At 56.3% G+C, this 13,532-nt stretch carries 11 protein-coding genes; 4 read left to right on the plus strand and 7 right to left on the minus strand.

The genetic code is table 11. From position 1 onward, the window contains the following. Positions 1–369: 369 nt before the first annotated feature. The 7 genes from T370_RS0104270 to T370_RS0104310 all read right to left on the minus strand — a co-directional run bounded on the left by T370_RS0104270 (position 370) and on the right by T370_RS0104310 (position 5,510). Positions 370–642 (minus strand): phage regulatory CII family protein, encoded by a 273-nt coding sequence (locus T370_RS0104270; protein ID WP_016361026.1) that lies wholly within the window; start codon positions 640–642, stop codon positions 370–372. Positions 643–879: 237 nt separating this feature from the next. After that, the gene (locus T370_RS0104275; RefSeq protein WP_029434868.1) at positions 880–1,080 is read right to left on the minus strand and encodes a hypothetical protein; all 201 of its coding nucleotides are present in this window, start codon (positions 1,078–1,080) and stop codon (positions 880–882) included. A 1,150-nt stretch (positions 1,081–2,230) separates the two neighbouring features. Beyond that, on the minus strand, positions 2,231–2,638 hold the full coding sequence (locus T370_RS0104285) for an ExbD/TolR family protein (protein WP_029434869.1): 408 nt from the start codon (positions 2,636–2,638) through the stop codon (positions 2,231–2,233). Continuing rightward, entirely contained in the window at positions 2,628–3,197 is a 570-nt protein-coding gene (locus T370_RS0104290) for a MotA/TolQ/ExbB proton channel family protein (protein WP_029434870.1), read from the minus strand. Before T370_RS0104290 ends, T370_RS0104285 begins: the two co-directional genes overlap by 11 nt. Continuing rightward, positions 3,194–3,925: an energy transducer TonB gene (locus T370_RS26175; RefSeq protein WP_314970493.1), complete on the minus strand. Its 732-nt coding sequence runs from the start codon at positions 3,923–3,925 to the stop codon at positions 3,194–3,196. The genes T370_RS0104290 and T370_RS26175 overlap by 4 nt, the downstream gene beginning before the upstream one ends. Next, a complete protein-coding gene (locus T370_RS0104305) occupies positions 3,922–4,665 on the minus strand; it encodes an ABC transporter permease (protein WP_029434873.1) in 744 nt (247 codons plus the stop codon). The genes T370_RS26175 and T370_RS0104305 overlap by 4 nt, the downstream gene beginning before the upstream one ends. Next, positions 4,662–5,510, minus strand: a complete 849-nt coding sequence (locus T370_RS0104310) for an ABC transporter ATP-binding protein (RefSeq protein ID WP_029434874.1) — start codon at positions 5,508–5,510, stop codon at positions 4,662–4,664. The genes T370_RS0104305 and T370_RS0104310 overlap by 4 nt, the downstream gene beginning before the upstream one ends. Before the next feature lie 155 nt (positions 5,511–5,665). On the opposite strand from T370_RS0104310, the gene T370_RS0104315 reads away from it, so the two are divergent. From T370_RS0104315 to cobN, 4 genes are all read left to right on the plus strand, one after another. Then, a complete protein-coding gene (locus tag T370_RS0104315) occupies positions 5,666–6,667 on the plus strand; it encodes a FecCD family ABC transporter permease (protein ID WP_005027178.1) in 1,002 nt (333 codons plus the stop codon). After that, on the plus strand, positions 6,660–7,493 hold the full coding sequence (locus T370_RS0104320) for an ABC transporter ATP-binding protein (protein ID WP_005027175.1): 834 nt from the start codon (positions 6,660–6,662) through the stop codon (positions 7,491–7,493). The genes T370_RS0104315 and T370_RS0104320 overlap by 8 nt, the downstream gene beginning before the upstream one ends. Then, on the plus strand, positions 7,490–9,538 hold the full coding sequence (locus tag T370_RS0104325) for a TonB-dependent receptor plug domain-containing protein (protein ID WP_029434876.1): 2,049 nt from the start codon (positions 7,490–7,492) through the stop codon (positions 9,536–9,538). The genes T370_RS0104320 and T370_RS0104325 overlap by 4 nt, the downstream gene beginning before the upstream one ends. Positions 9,539–9,628: 90 nt before the next feature. Continuing rightward, on the plus strand, positions 9,629–13,528 hold the full coding sequence (gene cobN / locus T370_RS0104330; RefSeq protein ID WP_029434877.1) for a cobaltochelatase subunit CobN: 3,900 nt from the start codon (positions 9,629–9,631) through the stop codon (positions 13,526–13,528). The last annotated feature ends 4 nt before the right edge of the window (positions 13,529–13,532 follow it).

The following is a 13,532-nucleotide window of genomic DNA, read 5'->3' on the forward strand; positions in this document are numbered from 1 at the left end:
TTCGGGTTGTGGTATTTGTTCCTTTGTATTCGGTATGATATAAGTGCACAATGGCAAACTCCCGGTGGAGCCAATCCCCGTCGGGGCGCGCACATCCATACGTTTCAGGTCCCGCATGGTTCGGGGCGACGGGTGTTCGCCGCCCCCTTTCATGTGGGGCCCGTCAATTCATAGGGGCAAGCCTGTAGCCGAACTTCGCCTGTCATCGAGAGGGGCCTTTCCCGGAGCCGGGTCTAGTAGGGCTTCTTGCCAATGGTCCAAGGGGAGAGCATGAAAAAAGGCGGCTCCAAAGAACCGCCTTTGCAAAAAAATAGCCACCCGTTATCGGTAGCTTGCCACTATATTTTTATGTTAATATATATGGTTATCTTATAATGCAGCCGAGTCCTCCTCTCCTTCATCTTTTGAGACAGGGACAAGCCTGTACCCAAGCTCTTTCGCCATGAATACAAGGGGGCTTATGTCTTTAGTTGCCCTTACGATATCCATAAGGGTGTCGGCACCTACTTTTGCACCTTTATCATTGGGGTTCACTTCCCTCATCATGGTGGAGTAAGGTTTGCCGATTTTTACAGCAACAGCTTTGGCTCCGATGGGACTCCGTGATACAGTATCTTGAATAAGTTGATAAAATTCATTCATGACCACTCCTTAAAACTATTTTTGAAATTTGAAGAATGCCCTATGAATTTTATGTGAATATATATTGAATAAAGCAATTGGTCAATTGAGTAACGATTATGCACAAATTGGTTACCGATTTATAGAATGTACGTTAAATTAAGCACAATATAGATCGTATTGAGTTTTTATATCCGCCAAATGGAACAATAAAATCCAATACCTTTAAGCAATACACGTCATATGGCGCTCGTAGGCTCACACAGCCAAGGCGGGAGAAGCGTCAACCTCCGCCACGGCGGCGAAAGCTTCCGAGAACGTGGCCAAGGACAGTGAACAGACCGCGACGGAAGCCGCGAATACGGTAATGGCGAAGCCTCCGTTTCCGCCGCTGCTGCCAGTGTGAGTGAGATGAACGCCGCATCCAGCGCCACGGCTGCCGCCGATTCCGCCAATCACACGTGGTTCCGTCAAGCCTGATGGGCTGACGATTTCACTCACCGCGAAGGACGTGGCAGTTGGGGGGAATCAGAGAAAACTGGCGAACAAGAGAGGGCAGATTGGCGATTATGTAAGTGGCGGTTCTTTTGATTTCAATAATGAAATCCTTAGTTGCAATAAAACCAAGTTACACAACAGATGGAGTCGTAACATACGGCACGGCAGGTTGGTCTAGAATGCTTGATGAAAAGCATGTCGGAGACGGCCCCAACTCCGTCCCCGAGACGCAGGGCTCTATCTCATTCCGGCTGCGGCTGCTGTGGCAACATCTTCGCTGAAGGTGTTGGTCGTCATGGCAATAATCGGGATAGTGGCTGCGTCCGGGTGATCCGGGGCACTGCGGATCGCCGCTGTTTGATATCCGTCCATCATCGGTATTTGGATGTCCATCAGGATGATGTTATAGGTTCCGGGAGGGAGGGTGAGGATTTGAACATGTCCACCGCAATCTGTCCGTTCTCCGCGCAACTGACGGATAACCCTTGTGTCTTGAGGAGTTCCTCCGCGATTTCCCGGTTCAGCTCGTTGTCCTCCGCGAGCAGGACGTTGTATCCATGGTGTCGGACAGTTTTTGAATATCTTCGGCGGGGCCGAGATTCCGTTCGGCAATGACGGCTATGGCCTTTTCCTGGAGGCTATAGCGTTCTGTCTGGAACTCGATCGGTTCTTTGCTCTCTTGTGAGTTCCCTGCAGGAACACCTTGAAAAACGATCGTATATCGAGCAGACGGGAACGGATTTCCTGGGCGGTTATGGTCACTTATCTACGCGCTCTTATGCCCTTTTCAAGTGTCGTTTGAAAAATGTTCCTTTGAAACAATCCTTGTTCAGCCGAGAGGAGTATCCTGTTTACAAGAATTGATAACGTACCTTGGCTATACACTATATTATCCTTTGCTGGTTTCTTGAGGTGAATTCTTCCGAACAGGGCATTCATACTTCGATTGTTTACCCTCTTCGTGGCGAAGACGGAGGAGTGATATTCTCTGTATTCAGTGTCAGAGTCTGAATACTGCGCACGGGATTGGCGATTACTTGATCGTTCGTTTGGCAAGTGCTTTTTTTCTGAAATACCCCTCTCGAAATCATGGGTACCCCGGTATCATGTATTATTTGCGGTTAACTTGTTGCGTCATCAGATCAAAATGCTGAAATCCGGCGTTGCGGATTGCATCGATGATTGCCACAAGTTTACCAACTTCTACCTCTTGATCTGCGCGTACCTGTACGGCTTGTTTTTCATCAATCTTCCGCAGGCTGGCGAGTTCCGTTTCCAGAGATTGTGATGGGACATCTTTTCCATTCAGACGGATCACCCCTTCCGGGGTTACTGTCAGGATAATCTCCGTTTCCGATTGTTGTTTTGCCGATGAAGATGTCGGCAGTTCTACGGAGATGGCCTCCTCAGGAGAAAAATGAAGGGTGAGAGCAAAAAACAGCAATAAGAGGAATACCACATCGACAAGCGGCGTAATGCTCATGCTGTTGCGTGCCCGTTTGCGCCGTTTAATGTCCATGGGATATCCCACAGAAGGCAATGCGGCGAACGTCAACGATTTCTTGAACAGTCTGGATAAGTTCAGACAGACGGTTCTCAAGGAAATGATAGGCGACATGCGCGGGAAGGGCGACCAGTAATCCTGCAGCCGTCGTGATCAGGGCTTCCCATATACCCCCGGCGAGCACGGAAGGATCCACCCGTGATCCGTGTTCCCCTATCGCTTGAAATGTGCTGATCATGCCGGTCACTGTGCCGGTAAGCCCCAGGATGGGTGCGATCGTCGTGATCAACTCCAGGACGCCGAGCCCCCGCTCCAGCTTCCTGACCTGCCTGTTCGCTGTGAGGGATAAGGTTTCTTCGTCGGCTGTCCCCAGTCGTTCGCAGATGGGTGCCAAAAACCAAGGCAGGGGAATGGAGTCTCCCTGTTTGATTTTTCCGAGCGTATGCAGGGCTGTCGTATATTCCAACGTCTTGAACAGGACTATGGCGAGAGCGAGTACGGAACACAGGAGAATGGGCCACATGAGCGGGCCGCCTTTGGCAAAGAAATCGGCAAACGACATGAGAAAATTCATGAGGCATCCCTCAGCGTAAAGTGGATGGGAAGGAGAACAATACAGGTTGCCGGGCGTCCGTTATGGGTCGCGGGGCGGAAAATGGCCTTCCGGACGGCTTCAAGGGCCGCTTCATCGAATCCGTTCCCGCCGCTTTTTTTTATGGACGCACTCATCAAACGCCCCTCCGCGTCAATCATCAATTCCATGAGCACCTGTCCCTCGATACCTTTGCGTTGCGCCAGCCGTGGGTAACGCGGTGCTGGCGGCTGGAGGAATTTCGGCCCGTCCACGGCGTCGAATGACGTGTGCCGAGGGGCGGCTGCTTCCGTTTTTCCTTGTGCCGGCTGTACGGTGTGTTGTGGAGAGGAAGGTGAGGGGGCCTTTGCCGATTGAGCCTGTGGTGCGCGGGAATGCTCTGGCGGTGTTGCTGTTTTTTGGGGGGCTGTTCTCCGTTTTTCAGTTTTGGCCTGGTGGGTGGAACGCTTTTGAGGCGGCGGAGGTTCCTGCTGGGGCGTTGGTCGGGGAGGCGTTTTTTCTTTCGGAGCAAGCGGAGGGGGCTGCGGGCTGGATTCCGCTGCATTGGTCGGCGCGGGTGGAGCTGGCGTTACGGCGAGGCGCAGAGAGAGCGGAGCTTCTTTAGATTCGGAGAGACGTGCCAGCGGCGAGCGATTGAGGAAAAGCCCTCCGTGTGCCAAAAGCGACACGCCCAACATGAGGCAGAAACAGCGCCCTCCTGACAGGTTCATCCCTGTGCGCTCCTGACACTGAAGATAGCCCACGTAAACGCGGCGCCGGCACCAAGAAAAAGCAGGCCGCAGGAAAGAAAACGCACGGGTTGTCCGATAGCGGCGGCTTGCATGGCTTGCGCCGCATGGGGAAGAGGGAGGAGTTCCAAAACATGTTGAGCCCAACCGGGGAGGCGATCCAATGGAAAGAACGTGCCGCCGAGAAAGGCCATGGGCGTAATGACGAAGTTGGACAGCAGCGCCTGATCCGCATGGGCTTTGACATGCAAAGCAAGCGCTACGGCAAGGCTTGAAAAGAGCCACGCGTTCAACAAGAGGGCGAGCCAGAGCCCCGGTGCGCCATAGGCGATCTGGATACCGCCGAGCAACCCGATTCCCATAACAACAAGACAGGCCAATACGGCACGGGTCATCCCCGCCAATACCTCTCCAGTAACATAAGCTGCAGCATGGAGGGGGGCCGTCTGAAATTCATCAAAGGTATGCCAGTAAAAACGGCTGATGTTGATGTCGCTGGCGATGGCCCAGCTTTGGGTCATGCTGCTCATGGCTACGAGCCCGGGCAGGAGGAAATCGGCATAGGGACGCGAGCCGACGAGCGTATCGTTCATGGCGTAATGAAAAGCCACCAGATACAGAAGCGGCGAGACGAGCCACGAAGCAAACTGTTTGAGAATGCGGCGTCTGAGGATGAGCATTTCCCGCAGGTATACGGCCGCCATGCCGCGAAGGGGCTTCACTGTGCGCTCCCCGAGACTTTACGTCCCGTAATGCTCAGAAACACATCTTCAAGATTGACCCTCCTCACCGTGCTGGTCCCCTGTTCCTGAGTGGTTTCTCTGGCGGCTTCATCGCGTTCATTGAAGCAGCGGGTCGTCAACAGACCGTTGCACTGGACATCAAGAGCCCATTGGCCGATTCGGTTCATGAGCGCGTTCGGAGTACCTTCGGCAACGATGCGCCCCTTGTCGAGAAAGATAACCCGATCGGCAAGAAATTCCGCTTCCTCAATGTAATGCGTTGTCAGGAGGATGGTTGTGCCTTCCTGCTGGATGCGTTTGATCAAGCCCCAGAGTTTTCGGCGGATGAGCGGATCAAGCCCTACCGTGGGTTCGTCCAGAAAGAGGATGCGGGGTTTATGCAATAAGGCCCGCGCCAGCATGATACGCCGTTTTTCTCCCCCCGAAAGCGTTTTCGTCAGCACGTCGACCTTGTGTGCCATTTCGACGGTTTCAAGCAAACTGGTGATCCCTTCCTTTCTCTCGGATGCGTTCATGCCGAAAAGCCGTCCGTGGATGTCCAGATTTTCCCGTACTGAAAGTTCCGCATCCAGATTGAGATGCTGGCTCACGACGCCGCACAATGCCTTGGCTTCCAACGGGTGTTCGGTGAGGTTACGCCCGGCAAGTTTGACGGTGCCGCCGTCTGCCCGGGCCTGACCGGACAGGATACGTACGGTCGTTGTCTTTCCGGCTCCGTTCGGTCCGAGATAGGCCACAAGTTCCCGATCCCTCACATGCAGGCTTATGCCGGACAGGATGTGGGTTCGGCCAAATGATTTGGTGATATGTTCAGTCTGAATCATCAGTCAGGAGCCTGTCGCTGGGTGTATTGGGAAGAGATGAGGGCGTAAGGAACCTCGTCGAACACGAAAAAAGAAGTAGCACAATCGTAAAGAGTGTGCTACCTATTCTGGTGACATTTTTTTTATAAAAATAATACTCAAATGAGATTGAAGAGATGCATGCCATTCCTGCTGCTCGCTACCTTGCTCGCCGTAAACGGCAGAATCTTCTTTTGGGGCTGCTCGCCTTGGTGGCGTTGTGTATGCTCCTTTTGGGGGTGAGTGTGGGAAACGGTGTGGTGCGCCTTCCCTTGGGGCTCTCTGAACACGAGTTGGCGCTCTTTGTTCGCCTGCGCCTTCCCCGAGTGCTCATGGGGGCGCTGGTGGGAGCCGGACTTGCCATGAGTGGAACGCTGGCACAGGCGGTACTGCGGAACCCGTTGGCCTCTCCTTTTACGCTGGGCATCTCCTCCGGTGCGGCCTTCGGTGCCGCGCTGGCTATTCTACTGGGCGGGGCATCGCAATGGGGGATGGCGGGGAACGCTTTTGTATTCGCCGCATTGACGGCGTTTGCGGCACTGGGCTTTGCCCGACTGCGCGACAGCCGTCCTGAAACGCTGATCCTCGGCGGGGTTGCCATTATGTTCCTGTTTTCCGCCGCGACCTCGTTGCTGCAATATGTTGCCACGGAATATGAGGTACAGGCGATTGTCTTTTGGGGGTTCGGCAATTTGGGACGCGTGGGATGGTCGGAGTTGGGGATGGCCGCTGTCATGATCTTGCTTCCGGTACCGTTCGCACTGAAACTGTCATGGGATCTCAATGCGTTGCTTGCCGGTGAAGAAACCGCTTCGTCGCTGGGCGTCAATGTGCGGCGTTTGCGTATCGGCGGGATTCTGGCCGCTTCGCTCATGGCGGCGGGGGCTATATGCTTTACCGGAGTCATCGGTTTTATCGGACTGGTTGCCCCGCATATCGCACGTCTTGCCCTTGGCGCCGAACACCGCTTCCTGATTCCCGGTGCGGCGTTGTTTGGGGCGTCCCTTGTCACCTTTTCCGATGTGCTCGCCAGAAACATTTGCCCTCCTCAGATCATACCCATCGGGATTTTGACCTCTTTTCTCGGCGTTCCTTTCTTCTTCTGGCTGTTGATGCGGAAAGGGCAGAATCATGCTTGAACTCCGCGATCTGTCTTTTGCTTATCCGGCAGGGAGGCCCCTCATTGAGGGCCTTTCCTTCACGTTTCGAAGCGGTGGGATCTGTGCCGTTCTCGGTCCCAACGGAACCGGAAAAACGACGCTCCTCAAGCTGTTGCTGGGAATCTTGAAACCTTCCTCTGGCGAAATGCTCCTGTCGGGTATGCCGATAGGACGCATGACCGCCCAGAGGCGTGCCCGCAAGCTCGCCTATATCCCGCAGGATGTGTCCCTGCGTTTTCCGCTCAGTGTATTTGAGTTCGTATTGCTTGGACGCAAACCGTGGTTTGTGTGGGGGCCTTCCCCTTCCGATGTGGCGTTGACGGGGACGGTTCTTTCCCGGCTGGATCTGGATGCGCTCGCGGAGCGTCCTCTTGCCAACCTTTCCGGAGGGCAGCGCCAGAAGGTTGCGTTGGCCCGCGCTCTTGTTCAGGAGACGGATTGGCTGCTTCTTGATGAGCCCACCAGCAGCCTGGATCTCCGTCATCAGGTGGAAGTGCTGACAACGGCTCGCCGTGTTGCCACGAAGCAGGGCAAGGGCGTCATCCTTTCCATGCACGACATCAATCTTGCCGCCCGCTATGCCGATACGATTCTCCTCATGAAGGATGGGGGGATCGTGGCTTCCGGCGCTCCGGCGGATGTTTTGACGGGCGAACGCATCGCCTCGGTTTATGGTCTTCCCATGCGCGCGTTCCATGCCGCGGATAATCCGCAGGTTTCCCTGTGGTTTCCCGATACGACAGAGGAGGGGGCGGTTTTTCCGTCCCATTCAGGGATTTTTCAAGAAGAGGACATGGAACAGTGAAGAAGCAAGGAACCTGTCTGGCCGCGTTGTTGGGGGCTCTGTGTTTGTTCCCGCAAGGCGCACTTGCGGAGGAAACCGTCAGCGCGACCATGAAGCCGGTCGTCGTCACAGCGACCAAAACGGAACACAGCCTTGGTGAAACGACGGCAGACGTTTCCGTGGTGACGCGCGAACAGATCGAAAAGATGCCCGCCAACAACGTGTTGGACGTCATGCGCACGATGCCGGGCGTTACCGTCGATTCGGCACGTTCCTTTTATGGTACGAGCACGCAGAATAAGGTGATCATCCGTGGTATGGGCGGCGACGACGTCAACGGGCGCGTCCTGGTACTTATGGACGGCCTCCCTGTTATGACGGCGGGGAACAATATCTTCAACTGGGACACCATCAGCCTCGATACCGTGGAGCGCATCGAAGTGGTGCGTGGGCCCGCTTCCGCGCTGTACGGTTCCAGCGCGATGGGCGGCGTCATCAACATCATCACGAGAAAACCGACGGAAGAAGGTTTCAAAACCACGGTCGGCACCAAGTTCGGACGCTACAACACATGGCAGAACAAGCTCTACCATACCGGGGCTATCGACAAATTCAGCTACGCCATTTCCGGCAGCATGTTGAAGTCGCGCGGTTTCAACGTCCTGCCGGAACACAGTCCCAAAACCAGTTCAAACCGGAACGAATTCAACAGTGCCCGAGAGAAGATGGAGAACTACAACGGGGCGTTGGCGTTGAATTACCGTTTTGACGAAACCGCGGATCTCTCCATACATGGAGAAATGTCCTCCTTTGAAAATACAGGTAGATGGCACATCGAAGACTTTAACCTGTACAGCAATAAGCATCAGGGCATCGGTGCCAGATTGCATAAGGATTTTGGCGTAGTGGACAGCAGTTTCTCCGTTCGGGGCGACTTCACCAAGTCCGATTATGACAACGCCAGCAAAACGGTCAAAACGTCCGAAGCCCCTTCCAGGATGCGGACCGTTTCTTGGGATCAAAGCAATACGTTTGCCCTTGGCGACATGCATTTGTTTACGGTCGGGGTCGCTGGCTCTTGGGGAAAATTCGATTCGGAGTCCAACTACTTCACTTCGACCCGCTATACTCAGAAGGGCGGCAAGGAGTTGAACCTGAGTGGCTATCTTCAGGATGAAATATCGATTTGGGACGGCAAGCTCACCGTCGTACCCGGCGTTCGTTACGACTACTGGCGGAGCAAGGGATACCTTCAAGACACCAATGACAGGGTGAATCCCGACAAACAGGATTTCGCTTCGGCCAGCAACGTGCGTTTTTCTCCCAAGCTCGGCGTACGCGTGGACCCATGGGATAACCTTGTGGTGTTCCGGTCCAACTACGGTGAGGCGTTCCGCGCGCCGACGCTCAACGATCTTTTTGGCGGTTCCATCATCGGTTCGAGCCGCTATAAGAGCAACCCTGACCTGAAACCCGAACTGTCCAAGACGTGGGATGTCGGTGTGGACGTCAACCCCACGGACAGGCTGACCCTGAATGTGACCGGCTACAAGACGTGGGCCGAGGATTACATCGCCAACATCCCGAAGGGAAAGGAAGACGGCTACAACATCAAGATAAAGGAAAACATCGACAAGGTGACCATCACCGGCATCGAAGCCAACATCCACTACCAATACAACGAGTATTTGAAGCTTTTTGCCGAAGGGACCGCGCTGCGCCCGGAAATCCGCTCCGGAGCCAATCAGGGAAACCATCTGCACAATGTTCCCACGCGCAAGGCGAGCCTTGGGTTTACGTTCTCACATCCCGACTGGTTTACGTTGCAGGCCAGCGCCACATGGTTGGGCCGCATCTGGCAGGATCAGACGGACAACGGTGATATCGCCGAGGGCAACTTCTGGCTGGGCGAGTTCAAGCTGTCCAAGCGGTTTGATTACGAACGATACTGGCTGGAACCTTTCATCGAAATGCAAGGTATCACCACGAAGGATGAAATCCGCTATACGAACGGTTCCCGCGTTCCGATCAACATGTTTTTCGTTGGTCTGGAGGCCGGGTTCTAAAAATTGTAATGGGTCTCCCTCCATTACATGACAGGGAAGGGGCTGCAAGTGTTGCCGCGCCCCTTCCCGTATCCTTTTCAGGAGGAATGCATGTCCGTTGTCTGTGTCGCCTGGTCCAGCCATGTGGGCGCATTGATGTCCGCAGCCTCTCGCCCTGGGATGCCCTCGGTGCGCGTCCTGTCTTCCCGTATGCTGGAGGAGCCGGACGGCGTGGAGCGCTGCCTTGAAACCATGCGTTCCGCCACAGCGCTTTTCGTGTTTCGGACAACGGACGCGCTGTGGGATCAGCTTGATGAAGGCATCCGCCTGATAGGGAAGACGGTACCGGTGGTCTGCGTCAGTTACGATCCGGCTGCGTGGGCGTTGTCCTCGGTACCCTTCGAAACGGCACAGACGGCTTATCGCTATCTGACCTATGGCGGCGCGGAGAATCTCGGCAATCTGTTCCGTTTTCTGGACGCATTGCCGAATGCCGCGGCGGTTCCGGAACCGGTTCCCGTTCCTTGGGAAGGGCTTTGGCATCCCGATGCGCCGGTCCGCGCCTTTGCCACGGTGCGGGGCTATCTGGAGTGGTATGCGGGGTATGCGTGTGAACGCGGCCTGAGCTTGGATCCGGAACGGACGGTCGGATTGCTGTTCGGTCGGCATTACTGGGTCAACGACATGCCCGACGTGGAAGCGGCACTTGTCCATGCCCTCGAAGCGAAGGGCTTGGGCGTGTTTCCGGCCTTTACGAATACGCTGCGGGATAAGGCGACGGGCAACAAGGGGGCGACGATCTGGTCACGTGAGGTCTTTCTTGGGGAGAGCGGGAGCCGGATCGGGGCCCTCGTCAAGTTTTTGCCGTACTTCACCAATAACGGTGGGAATATGCCCGCGTTTGTCGGAGACGATTCCCCGGCGCGGGAAAGCGTGTGCGTTTTCCGTGAACTCGGCGTGCCTATCTTCCAGCCCGTTTTCGCTTCCTCAAAAACACTTGAGGAATGGGAAGCCGATCCGCAGGGTCTGAACAGCGAAGTGTCGTGGGCCGTCGCCATGCCCGAATTTGAAGGAGCCATTGAGCCGTTTTTCCTCGGTGGCGGCACCTTGTCCCAGGCCGGCGTGGGCGGAACCGAAATCGAGCGCCGTACGCCCCATCCCGAACGGGTGGAGCGTTTCGCCTCCCGCATCGCCCGCTGGCTGCGTCTCAGAAATAAGCCCGTGGCGGAACGCCGGGTCGCCTTTCTTTTGAACAGTGATCCCTGCGCGTCCGTGGAGGCATCCGTAGGCGGAGCCGCCAAGCTGGATTCTCTGGAGTCGGTGAGCCGTATCCTTCGGGCCATGCGGCAGGCCGGATATGCCGTGGATGTCCCCGAGTCCGGTGCGGCGCTCATCGAAACCATCATGGAGCGCAAGGCGATTTCCGAATTCCGTTGGACGACGGTGCAGGAAATTGAGGCCAAGGGCGGGGTACTCGCCCATGTGGATCTCGCAACCTATCGGCGATGGTTCGATGCCTACCCGGAAAACGTCAGGCAAAAGGTTGCGGAGGCATGGGGCAATCCGCCGGGGGAACCGATGAACGGTGTCCCCGCCGCAATGGTGCTCAACGGGGATATCCTCGTTACCGGCGTCCGATGGGGCAATGCCGTGGTTTGCATCCAGCCCAAGCGCGGATGCGCCGGCTCCCGGTGTGACGGGCAGGTCTGCAAAATATTGCATGACCCCTCCGTGCCGCCTCCACATCAATATATAGCGACCTACCGCTGGCTTCAGGACGGTTTCGGGGCGGATGTCGTGGTGCATGTGGGAACGCACGGCAACCTTGAATTTCTTCCCGGGAAGAGCGTCGGCCTGTCCGGTGCCTGTTTCCCCGATCTTGCGCTGCATGAAGTTCCGCACGTCTATATCTACAACTCCGACAATCCTCCGGAAGGTGTTGTCGCCAAGCGGCGGAGCTATGCGGAACTAGTCGATCACATGCAGACGGTTATGGTGCAGAGCGGCCTCTACGACGCACTGGAAGAGCTGGATCGCCTGCTTGGGGAATGGGAACAGGCTCGCGCCGGGAATCCCAACCGGGCGCACCAGCTGGAACACCTGATCCGGGAAGGCATCGCTGCCGCCAATCTGGAATCGCAAGTCTCTCCTGAAACGTCCCCCGACTTCGCCACCCTTGCCTCCCGTATCCATGCGGCTCTCGGCCTTCTCCGCAATACGCATATGGAAGACGGTATGCACGTTTTTGGGGAAACGCCGCAGGGGAAACGGCGGGCGCAGTTTATCGCGTCCATTGTCCGGTACGATGCGGGACAGGCCGACTCGTTGCGGAAAAGGTTGTGCACAGCCCAAGGGTTCGAGCTTGAAACACTACTTGCTGAACCGGGAGGAGTGGACAAACGCCTTGGGCAGAGTCATGCCAGCCTGTTGGAAAAGGTGGAAAAACAGCTTGTTGCCGTATGTGAAATACTGATGGAGGGTACGGATCCGGAGGTTCTCCCCGCATGTATCCGCTCTCTGCTGGGGGATGCGTGCCTCGTGCCGGACGCGCTGGGGGGCCTTGTTTCGGTGGGGCGGAGGATTCTCGGCATCATCGAACGGATGGAGGCCACGGACGAGACGGGTTCTTTGCTGAGCGCCTTCACGGGCAACTATGTGTTGCCGGGGCCTTCCGGCATCATTACGCGGGGGCGTGAAGACATTTTGCCGACTGGCCGGAATTTCTACGCGCTTGATCCCCGACGCCTGCCTACCCGTGCGGCGTGGCGCGTAGGGCAGAACCTCGCCCGCGCGCTTATCGCCAAACATCTGGAGGAAGAGGGGCGCTACCCCGAGAACGTCGCCATGTTCTGGATGTGCAACGACATGATGTGGGCCGACGGCGAGGGGATGGGGCAGCTCCTCTACCTTCTCGGAGTGGTTCCGCGTTGGCTGGGCAACGGGATGGTGGAAGGGTTCGACGTCATCCCGCTGGAAGAGCTGGGCCGCCCGCGTATTGACGTGACCGTCCGCGTATCGGGTCTGCTTCGGGACAGTTTCCCTGCGGCCATGCACATGCTGGATGCGGCGGTACAGGCCGTCACCGCGCTGGATGAACCTCTGGAAAGCAACTTTGTCCGCAAACATACCCAGGAACGTCTGGCGGCTATCGAAGCTGATGATCCCGATGCGTGGCGTTCCGCGACCTTTCGCATTTTTTCTTCGGAGCCGGGAACCTATCAGGCCGGGGTCAATCTCGCCGTCTACGCGTCCGCATGGCAGACGGAGGCCGATCTCGCGGATATTTTTCTCCATTGGAACGGGTACGCCTACGGCAAGGACGCGTTCGGGGTCAAACGCCCGAGGGCGCTGAAGGCCAGCCTCTCCACAGTGGATGTCACCTACAACAAGGTGGTCAGCGACGAGCACGATCTGTTCAACTGCTGCGGCTACTATGGGACGCACGGCGGCATGACGGCCGCGGCGTCGCACTTCCGGGGAGGGCAGGTTAAAACCTATTACGGAGACACGCGCGAACCCGAACAGGTGCAGGTACGCGATCTGACTGATGAGGTGCGCCGCGTCGTGCGGGCCCGTTTGCTCAATCCCAAATGGATAGAGGGCATGAAGCGGCACGGATACAAGGGCGCGGGCGATATTTCCAAGCGTACCGGGCGCGTGTACGGGTGGGAAGCCACCACGCAGGCCGTCGATGACTGGATTTTCGACGATATCGCCAAAACCTTCGTTCTGGATCCCGAAACCCGGGCTTTTTTTGATGAAAACAATCCGTGGGCACTGGAAGAAATCGCCCGTCGGCTGCTTGAGGCCGAAGCCCGGCATTTATGGAAAGCCGATCCCGATGTGCTCGCCGAATTGCGCGAGGCCTACATGGATATAGAGGGAACTCTGGAAGACCGTACGGAGGCGTTCGGTGGGGAATTTCAGGGAGGCTCCATCGACATCGTCACGTCCGACGATGTGGCGGAATGGAAACGGGCGCTGGAAGTCGTGCGCGGAAACAACCAGTAAGATC

The organism is Bilophila wadsworthia ATCC 49260 (assembly GCF_000701705.1).
Classification (GTDB): domain Bacteria; phylum Desulfobacterota; class Desulfovibrionia; order Desulfovibrionales; family Desulfovibrionaceae; genus Bilophila; species Bilophila wadsworthia.

Excerpts from the sequence above, each read along its gene's own strand:
- T370_RS0104315 (WP_005027178.1), top strand. The coding sequence starts at position 5,666 with ATGCATGCCATTCCTGCTGCTCGCTACCTTGCTCGCCGTAAACGGCAG.
- T370_RS0104320 (WP_005027175.1), top strand. The coding sequence starts at position 6,660 with ATGCTTGAACTCCGCGATCTGTCTTTTGCTTATCCGGCAGGGAGGCCC.
- cobN (WP_029434877.1), top strand. The coding sequence starts at position 9,629 with ATGTCCGTTGTCTGTGTCGCCTGGTCCAGCCATGTGGGCGCATTGATG.
- T370_RS0104270 (WP_016361026.1), bottom strand. The coding sequence starts at position 642 with ATGAATGAATTTTATCAACTTATTCAAGATACTGTATCACGGAGTCCC.
- T370_RS0104290 (WP_029434870.1), bottom strand. The coding sequence starts at position 3,197 with ATGAATTTTCTCATGTCGTTTGCCGATTTCTTTGCCAAAGGCGGCCCG.
- T370_RS0104285 (WP_029434869.1), bottom strand. The coding sequence starts at position 2,638 with ATGGACATTAAACGGCGCAAACGGGCACGCAACAGCATGAGCATTACG.
- T370_RS26175 (WP_314970493.1), bottom strand. The coding sequence starts at position 3,925 with ATGAACCTGTCAGGAGGGCGCTGTTTCTGCCTCATGTTGGGCGTGTCG.
- T370_RS0104310 (WP_029434874.1), bottom strand. The coding sequence starts at position 5,510 with ATGATTCAGACTGAACATATCACCAAATCATTTGGCCGAACCCACATC.